The sequence below is a fragment of the Natronomonas sp. genome, from assembly GCF_046710025.1.
GTDB lineage: Archaea > Halobacteriota > Halobacteria > Halobacteriales > Haloarculaceae > Natronomonas.
Genome location: NZ_JBKEGK010000101.1, coordinates 1 through 8,758 on the forward strand (window position 1 = coordinate 1; position 8,758 = coordinate 8,758).

Sequence of the window (8,758 nt, forward strand, 5' to 3'; positions counted from 1 at the left end):
GACGAGGCGGTGGAAGAACAGATCGAGGCCATCGCGGGGGCCGAGGGCATCGAGATCACCGACGACGGGATGGACGCTCTGGTGTACGCCGCCGCGGGCGACATGCGAAAGGCGATCAACGGGCTGCAGGCCGCCGCCGTCATGGGCGGCGTCGTCGATGAGGAGGCCGTCTACACGATCACCTCGACAGCTCGCCCCGAGGAGATCGAAGCGATGGTCTCCGAGGCGCTCGACGGCGATTTCACGGCCGCGCGCGCGAAACTCGACGCGCTGTTGACCGACGTCGGGATCGCCGGCGGGGACATCATCGACCAGATGCACCGCTCGGTCTGGGACTTCGACCTCGGCGAGCGCGAGGCCGTCCGGCTGATGGAGCGCGTCGGCGAGGCTGACTACCGAATCACGGCGGGGGCGAACGAGCAGATCCAACTTGAGGCGCTGCTCGCGTCGCTTTCGCTCGACGCCGAGTAGCCGGCGGTTCCCTCGCCGCCACCACTGTCGCCGCCCACGGCTCCGGCAATCGAGCCCTTTAGAACCGGGGCACCCCTCGGTCCGACGTGGACTCTTCCCGTATCGTCCCGGAGTTTCCCGCGCCGTCGTTCCGCGGTACGCAGGAGCGGGCGCTCCGTGACATCCGTGAGGCGTTCGAGGCCGGCAACGACGTCGTCCTCGTGCGAGCGCCGACGGGCAGCGGAAAGTCGCTTCTGGCTCGGGCTATCGCGGGCTGTGCCCGCCGCGACGGCGAGGGCGCGCCGAGCCTCCCGACAGGGGCGTACTACACCACGCCGCAGGTCTCCCAACTGGACGACGTCGCGGGCGACGAGTTGCTCTCGGACCTCTCGATAATCCGGGGGAAGTCGAACTACTCGTGTATCCTGCCGGGCGACACCTCGACGCCGGTCGATCGCGCGCCCTGTGCCCGCGAACGCGGTTTCGATTGTCCGGTCCAACACCGCTGTCCGTACTTCGCCGACCGGGCGAGCGCCTCGAACGGACCGATCGCGGCGATGACGCTTGCGTACTTCATGCAGACCGCCGGTAGCGAGGTGTTCGGTGAGCGCGACGTCGTCGTGATCGATGAGGCGCACGGCCTCCCGGAGTGGGCCGAGATGTACGCGACGATCGAACTCTCGCCGACCACCGTCCCCGTCTGGGGGAGCTGCCAGCCACCCGATATCGAGGACGTCTCCGACGTCGAGCCCTACGCCGAGCGCCTGCTCGACGCCTGCAGCCGGCGACAGGAGGAACTCCGCGGGTTTGTCGAGTTGACCGAAGCGCAGACCGAAGAGCGTGACCAGCTGGCGACGCTGGTCCGTGATCTCGGGTGGTTTCTCGAGGATCTCCGGGACTCCGACAGCCCGACTGTGTGGGTTGCGGATCAGTCGGATCGTGCGAGCGGGGACCCCCGCGGCGGCACGATCTCGATCAAGCCGCTCGATCCGGCCCGGTACCTCCACCACACGGTCTGGGACCGCGGCCGCAAGTTCGCGCTGCTGTCGGCGACGATGCTCGACAAGGACGCGTTCTGCCGGGGGGCCGGCCTCAACCCCTCGACCGTCGCGCTGGTCGACGTTCCCCACACGTTTCCGGTCGAGAACCGACCGCTCTACGATGTCACACAGGGAAAAATGACCTACGAGCATCGCGGCGAGACGCTGTCAAAGGTGGCCCGCACGGTCGTCCGGCTGATGGCGCACCACGACGACGAGACGGGGCTGATCCACGCCCACTCCTACGACATCGCCGACCGACTCGTCGAACGGCTTGAGGAGTTCGGCGTCGGCGACCGGGTCCGCAGCCACGACTCGGAGACCCGCGACGCCGCCCTCTCCGGCTGGAAGCGGAGTTCCGACCCGGACGTGTTTGTCTCGGTCAAGATGGAGGAGGCACTCGACCTTCGGGGCGATCTCTGCCGGTGGCAGGTACTGTGTAAGGCCCCCTACCCGAACACCAACGACTCGCGCGTCGCCCGGCGACTCGAGGACGGCCAGTGGGCGTGGTACTACCGGGCGGCGTTGCGGACGGTGATCCAAGCCTGTGGTCGGGTCGTTCGCGCGCCCGACGACTACGGCGCGACGTATCTCGCAGACGAGTCGCTGCTCGACCTCTTCGACCGGGCGCGAAGCGACATGCCCCCGTGGTTCGAGGCGCAGGTTGATCGGCTCTCTCGCCCCGACTTGCCGCCGTTTGACCCCGCCCAGGCTGTCGGAAACGCCGACCGTCCCCGTGGATCACGCCGGTCGAACGCGGGGGGCATCGACGATCATCCCCTCTCTGACGTCTGGGGCGAGGAATAACGACCCCTACACACACAAGTAGCCGGCAGCCGAACCGACCCGCGTGAGCCGAGCCGAGCGCGCCCGCCTGTCAGCCGTCGTCTTTGTTGTTCTCTTCACGCAGTTGCTGGTCTACCCCGGCGTCGACCGCCTCGTCGACGCGCTCGGCGGGGCACCGACGATCGACGCCGGAACCGCGTTCTTGGCGGTTCAGCTCGGGGCGTTCGTCCTGTTTTCGGCCGTCTGGGGGGCGCTTTCGGACCGGGTCGGCCGGCGGATTCCGTTCATCGTTGCCGGGGCGACCGGCGGGACGGTGGCCTATCTCGCTCTCGCGGCATCCGTCGTCACCGGCGTTGGCGATTTCCGAATCGCGCTCGCCCTCCGGTTTTTCGAGGGCGCGTTCACCATCGGCGCGTTTTCGCTGTCGGTCACGATGCTCATGGATCTCGACGGCGGCCACGGCAAAAACATGGGCGCGGCAGGGATCGCGATCGGGGGTGGGGCCGCTCTCGGCGCACCGGTCGGTGGACAGCTATACGCGCTTGGCCCGCTTGCGCCGATCCTCGTCGCAGCCGGCCTGCTTTCGATCGTCGCCGTCGCCGTCTCGACGCTCCCCGACCGAGCCACGGAACAGCGACGGGACATAGCGGAGGCGATCGACGGCTTCCGGGGGCGACCTGGACTCCTCGTTCCGTTCGCGTTCGGCTTCGCCGATCGGTTCGCAGCCGGATTTTTTGGGCTCGTCGGAACGTTCTATTTCCGGGACGCGTTCGGACTCGATCCCGCCGGGATCGGGCTGTTGCTCGCGTGCTTTTTTGTTCCGTTCGCGCTGTTGCAGTACCCCCTTGGAGCGCTGTCTGACCGGATCGGCCGGGTGTTCCCGATCGCCGCCGGATCGGTCGGGTTCGGCGCGGCGATCCTCGGTGTCGGCTTGGCGCCGACGGTCTCATCCGCCGCGCTCGGGATGGTCGCGGTCGGCGTCCTCGGAGCGCTTGTCGCGCCCGTGACGATGGCACTCGTGACCGATCTGGTCGACGACGACGAGCGCGGCGCCGCCATGGGCGGATTCAATATCTTTGGGAGCCTCGGCTTTCTCGGCGGGATTCTCGTCGGCGGATGGCTCGCGACTCGATACGGCTACCTCGCCGCCTTCGTCGTCGCGGGCGGCCTTGAGATCGCAATCGCGATGGTCACGCTTCCGGCGCTCTTCCGGATCGCCCCCCGGACGTCCGGCCCGAGGGGGACCGAAAAGTGACAGCTTCCCACGATTCGACGCCAGGCACGGGGCCATGAGGGTTAGACACAGTGCGAGGACGTCGGCCGCATCGCCTGGGAGCGCCCGAACGGACAGCGTCGGATCAAAAATACCATGGCCGTCCCGGCCGACGTTCCGCGTATCAGGTGACCCCCGTGAGCAAAAAACGCGAATACAACGACGAGTACCCGGACAAGACGCTGTATCTCCCCGGCCCGACCGAGGTTCCCGAAGACGTTATCGACGCGATGGCCGAACCGGTGTTCGGCCACCGGATGGACCGGATGACGGACCTCTATACGACTATCGTTGAGGACACCAAGGAGTTCCTCGGGACGCAAAACGACGTGATCATTCTGACCGCCTCCGGCACCGAGTTCTGGGAGGCGACGACGCTCAACCTCGTCGAGGATCGCATGCTCGTCCCGACCTCCGGGGCGTTCAGCGAGCGGCAGGCCAACGTCGCCGAACGCCTCGGCAAGGATGTCGACCGCATCGACTACGAGTGGGGCACGGCGGTCAAACCCGAGGACGTCCGGGACGCCCTCGAAGCCAGCGACGGGGGCTACGACGTCGTCGGCATGGTGATGAACGAAACGTCGACCGGCGTCCGCAACCCCGTCGAGGAGATCGGCGACCTCATCGGCGAGTACCCGGACACCTACTTCGTCGTCGACGCCATCTCCTGCCTCGGCGGCGATCTCATCGACATCGAGGCTCACAACATCGACTGCATCTTCACATCTGTCCAGAAGGCCTTCGCCATGCCGCCGGGACTTGCCGTCTGCACTGTCAGCGACGAGGCGTACGAACGCGAGGTCCAAAAGGGAGAGTCGTCGTGGTACGGCGGGTTCCGCCGGTGTCTCGATTACTACGACCGGAAAGGCCAGACCCACTCGACGCCGGCGATTCCGCTCATGCTCGCCTACCGAAAGCAAATGAAACACATGTTGGAGGAGTCCCACGAGGGGCGCGACGAGCGCCACCGCGAAATGGCCTCGTACACCCGTGAATGGGCTCGTGAGCACTTTGACCTCTACCCCGAAGAGGGGTACGAGTCCCGGACTGTGACCTGCATCGAGAACACGCAAGGGATCGATGTCGCCGAAACGATCGAGCGGGTCAGCGAGGAGTACGACATGGTCTTTTCGAACGGCTACGGAGATATCGGCGAGAAGACGTTCCGAATCGGGCATATGGGCGAACACACCGTTGAGAGCATCCAAGCCCTAACCGACGCGATCGAGGACGTCGCGGATCTCTAGCTGTTCGTTCCTGATGTTCGGGGGCGCTCGATGACCCGATGACAGTCGATTTTTCAACGCCGCCGTCGAATTTACGCCAATGGATGCACCCGACGACAACCCCTACGTTCGGGACCCGCCGCGCTCCTTCGAGCCGGCCGACAACCTTGACCCGGCGGCGGCGGAACAGCAGATCGAGCACCTCCGCGAGGCGATCCGGTATCACGACCACCGGTACTACGAACGCGCGGATCCGGTGATTTCTGATCGGGCGTACGATACGCTCTTCGATCGGCTGCTCGAACTCGAGGAGACGTTTGATTTTCGCTCGGAGACGAGCCCGACACGACGGGTGGGCGGACGGCCGATCGACGAACTCGACACCGTCGAGCACGTCGCCCCGATGCGCTCGATCGACTCTTCTGTCGAGGAAGCCGACCTCCGCGCGTTCGACGAACGGGTTCGTGACCGACTGGTCGAGTCCGGATACGACGGGCCGATCGGGTACCTCTGTGAGCCGAAGTTCGACGGGCTCTCCGTCGAGTTGGTCTACGAGGACGGCGAGCTTGACCGAGCGGTCACCCGCGGCGACGGCAACGAGGGTGACGACGTGACGGCGAACGTCCGTACTATCCGATCTATCCCCCTTGAGCTGCGGGGTGATCCGCCGGCGTTCCTCGCGGTCAGGGGTGAGGTGTTCATGCCGAAGGCGGCGTTTCAGGCGTACAACCGCGAGCGGATCGAGCGCGGCGATGACCCCTTCGCGAACCCACGCAACGCCGCCGCCGGGACGCTCAGACAACTCGACCCGTCGGTCACCGCCGACCGACCGCTCGCGTGTTTCGTCTTCGGGATCCTCGATGACGGCGGCCAAGGGCTCGAAACGCGCAAAGCGCAGCGAGCGGCCGTCAAGCAGTGGGGGTTCCGGACGGACGAACACACGCGACCTGTCGAGGACATCGACGGCGCGGTGGCGTTTCGCGACGAGATGCTTGAGCGTCGGGACGATCTGGACTACGAGATCGACGGCACCGTCATCAAGATCGACCGACTCGACGCCTGCGAGATGCTCGGATCGACCGCCCGTGCCCCGCGGTGGGCGTTCGCCTACAAATTCCCGGCGCGCTCGGAGGTGACGACCGTCCGGGACATCGTCATCCAGGTCGGACGGACTGGCCGACTGACGCCGGTCGCCCTGCTGGACCCGGTCGATGTCTCCGGTGTCGAGGTGTCGCGGGCGACGCTGCACAATCCCGAACAGATCGCCGAACTCGGCGTCGATGTCGGCGACACCGTCCGAATCAAACGCGCCGGCGACGTGATCCCCTACGTCGAGGCGGTGATCGACGGCGGCGAGGGATCGTTCGAGTTCCCGGAGTCGTGTCCGGTCTGTGAGAGCCCCATCGAGCGCGAGGGTCCGATGGCGTTCTGTACCGGCGGGGTTGGCTGTCCGGCACAGCTCCGGCGGGCGATTCAACACTACGCCGCCCGGACAGGCCTCGACATTGAGGGGCTCGGCGAGAAGGCAGTCGACCAACTGATCGACGCGGGTCTCGTCGAACGACTTCCGGATCTCTACTCGCTCTCAGCCGACGACCTCGCCGATCTCGACGGGTGGGGTGAGACGAGCGCCGAGAACCTACTGTCGGCGATCGATGCGAGCCGGGAGCCGGAACTCGCGGCGTTTCTCTCCGCGCTCGGCGTTCCGAACGTGGGACGGGCGACCGCCGCCGACATCGCCCGCCACTTCGGGACGCTCGATACAGTCATGGCTGCCGACGAGGACGAGTTGCGCGATGTCGACGGGATCGGCCCAACTGTGGCGAGCGAGATCGCCGAATTCTTCAACAGCGAGCGGAACCGGAAGGTGATCGACGACCTTCGCGACGCCGGCGTCGAGCCACAGCCGACTGAAACCGCCGGAGGAACGCTTGAGGGGATGACGTTCGTCTTCACCGGCTCGCTTGACGGGCTGACCCGCGGAGAAGCCCAAGAGCTGATTGAGCGACACGGCGGCTCGGCGACGTCGAGTGTGTCCGGGAACACGGACTACCTCGTTATCGGCGACGACCCCGGTCGGAGCAAGCGCGAGGCCGCCGCCGAACACGATGTCCCGATTCTCGAACAGCCGAGGTTCGAAGCGTTGCTCGCCGACCACGACATTGAGGTGTAGCGAACAGGCGGAACAGAACGGCCGATGACCCGTGTTCCGCGGCCCGAGGGCGCGCTCCCGCTTCGGCGGATCACCGGCAATCGCTCAGAGCATACGGGTAGTGCCTCCGTGTTCGGTTATAAACTGTAGTACGGGTCGTGGCTCAACACTGCTGAACTCACACGACGCCGACGGTAACTCCTATCACCATCGCGCGCCCCAGTAGAAACGATGGGTGTCCTCAATACGATCCGGCAGGTGCTTGGACTCGGCGTGGAGACGGACGCGACTCGAGAGGCGGATCCCGAAGATCTGTTCGGGATGTCGACGGCGTACCTGTCGATGGAGGCCGACCTCGGATTCGTGCCCACGGGCGAGGCCGCGCTCTGTTTCGCGGATGTCGACAGCACCGCCTTCCGGGAGGCGCGCTCGGATGTCGAGGCCGTACTGGAGATCGGACAAGAGGAAACGGGAACGGCCGCGTCGTTCATTGAGGACAGCCACGGCTACAGTTGGGTCGTCTTGCGGGACCCTGACTTCGAGGACTTGGTCACTAGTGTCCACTTCGCCGCGGATACGCTCATTGAGGGGGGATTCGGCTCTCGGCTGTTGGCTGCGCTGTTCTCCTTCGACCGGGATAGAACGACGGCGTACTGGGTGTATTCGTTCCGCCGGGGCGCGTACTACCCGTTTGTCCCGACTGGTGGCCGCGAGCGCGATAGTGCGCTTGAGTTCAAACTCGAGAGCAACCTCGACGGGGAACTCGAAACCGAGGCCGACACCTCCTATTGGTACCCCATGTGGCCGGACGGCGACGCTCATCCCTGGGGATGACCGACCGCCGGCACAGCGGGTATCTCATCTAAATGTTCTGTTTGACGGACGATGTCCCCCGACGCAGTACCTCGGTTTTACTTTCACAAAGCTGTTAACGAGACTTTATGTATCGGGCGGCCCCAGGGACGGGTATGGCAGCAAGCGGCGAAGACCTAGAGGAACTCCCGGGAGTCGGCCCCGCGACGGCCGACAAACTCCGTGAGAACGGCTACGAGTCGTATCAAAGCATCGCGGTCGCCGGCCCGGCGGAGCTTTCGAACACCGCCGACGTCGGGGAATCGAACGCCAACGACATCATCCAAGCCGCCAGAAACGCGGCCGACATCGGCGGCTTCGAGACCGGCACGGACGTGCTCGAGCGGCGCGAACAGATCGGAAAGCTCGAATGGCTCATCCCAGAGATCGACGAGATGCTCGGCGGCGGCGTCGAGACCCAGTCGATCACCGAGGTGTACGGCGAGTTCGGAGCCGGCAAATCACAGATCACTCACCAGCTCGCGGTCAACGTTCAACTCCCGAGCGAGGCCGGTGGCCTCGGCGGGCGCTGTATCTTCGTCGACAGCGAGGATACGTTCCGACCCGAGCGGGTCGAGGAGATGGTCCGGGGGCTCTCCGACGACGTCCTTGCGGCGGCGATGGACGATCAAGAAATCGAGGGGACTCCTGACGATGAGGACGCGATGGAAGAGCTCATTCAGGCGTTTCTCGACAAGATCCACGTCGCGAAGGCGTTCAATTCCAACCACCAGATCCTGCTGGCGGAGAAAGCAAAGGAGATCGCCGCCGAATACGAGGACGACGAGTACCCGGTTCGGCTGGTCTGTATCGACTCGCTGACCGCGCACTTCCGCGCGGAGTACGTCGGCCGGGGCGAACTCGCCAACCGCCAACAGAAACTCAACAAACATCTTCACGACATCGAACGGGTGGGCAACCTATACAACGCCGCGACGGTCGTCACGAACCAGGTCCAGTCGAACCCCGACGCCTTCTT

The 8,758-nt window shown here is 65.5% G+C and carries 6 protein-coding genes and 1 pseudogene; all 7 read left to right on the forward strand.

What is annotated here, in order from left to right; genetic code table 11:
* Window positions 1-471 (forward strand): annotated as a pseudogene (rfc, locus tag ACI944_RS08290) (replication factor C small subunit); the annotation flags it as partial.
* 86 nt (window positions 472-557) lie between these two features.
* Entirely contained in the window at window positions 558-2,297 is a 1,740-nt protein-coding gene (locus ACI944_RS08295) for a helicase C-terminal domain-containing protein (RefSeq protein ID WP_411718585.1), read from the forward strand.
* A 43-nt stretch (window positions 2,298-2,340) separates the two neighbouring features.
* Window positions 2,341-3,531 (forward strand): MFS transporter, encoded by a 1,191-nt coding sequence (locus tag ACI944_RS08300; protein ID WP_411718586.1) that lies wholly within the window; start codon window positions 2,341-2,343, stop codon window positions 3,529-3,531.
* Between the two features lie 155 nt (window positions 3,532-3,686).
* Window positions 3,687-4,796 (forward strand): pyridoxal-phosphate-dependent aminotransferase family protein, encoded by a 1,110-nt coding sequence (locus ACI944_RS08305; RefSeq protein WP_411718587.1) that lies wholly within the window; start codon window positions 3,687-3,689, stop codon window positions 4,794-4,796.
* A 79-nt stretch (window positions 4,797-4,875) separates the two neighbouring features.
* Window positions 4,876-6,948 (forward strand): NAD-dependent DNA ligase LigA, encoded by a 2,073-nt coding sequence (gene ligA, locus ACI944_RS08310; RefSeq protein WP_411718588.1) that lies wholly within the window; start codon window positions 4,876-4,878, stop codon window positions 6,946-6,948.
* Window positions 6,949-7,158: 210 nt separating this feature from the next.
* Entirely contained in the window at window positions 7,159-7,761 is a 603-nt protein-coding gene (gene pspAB / locus ACI944_RS08315) for a PspA-associated protein PspAB (RefSeq protein ID WP_411718589.1), read from the forward strand.
* Window positions 7,762-7,895: 134 nt separating this feature from the next.
* Window positions 7,896-8,758: DNA repair and recombination protein RadA (radA, locus tag ACI944_RS08320; RefSeq protein WP_411718590.1), on the forward strand; the 863-nt coding region annotated here is incomplete at its 3' end.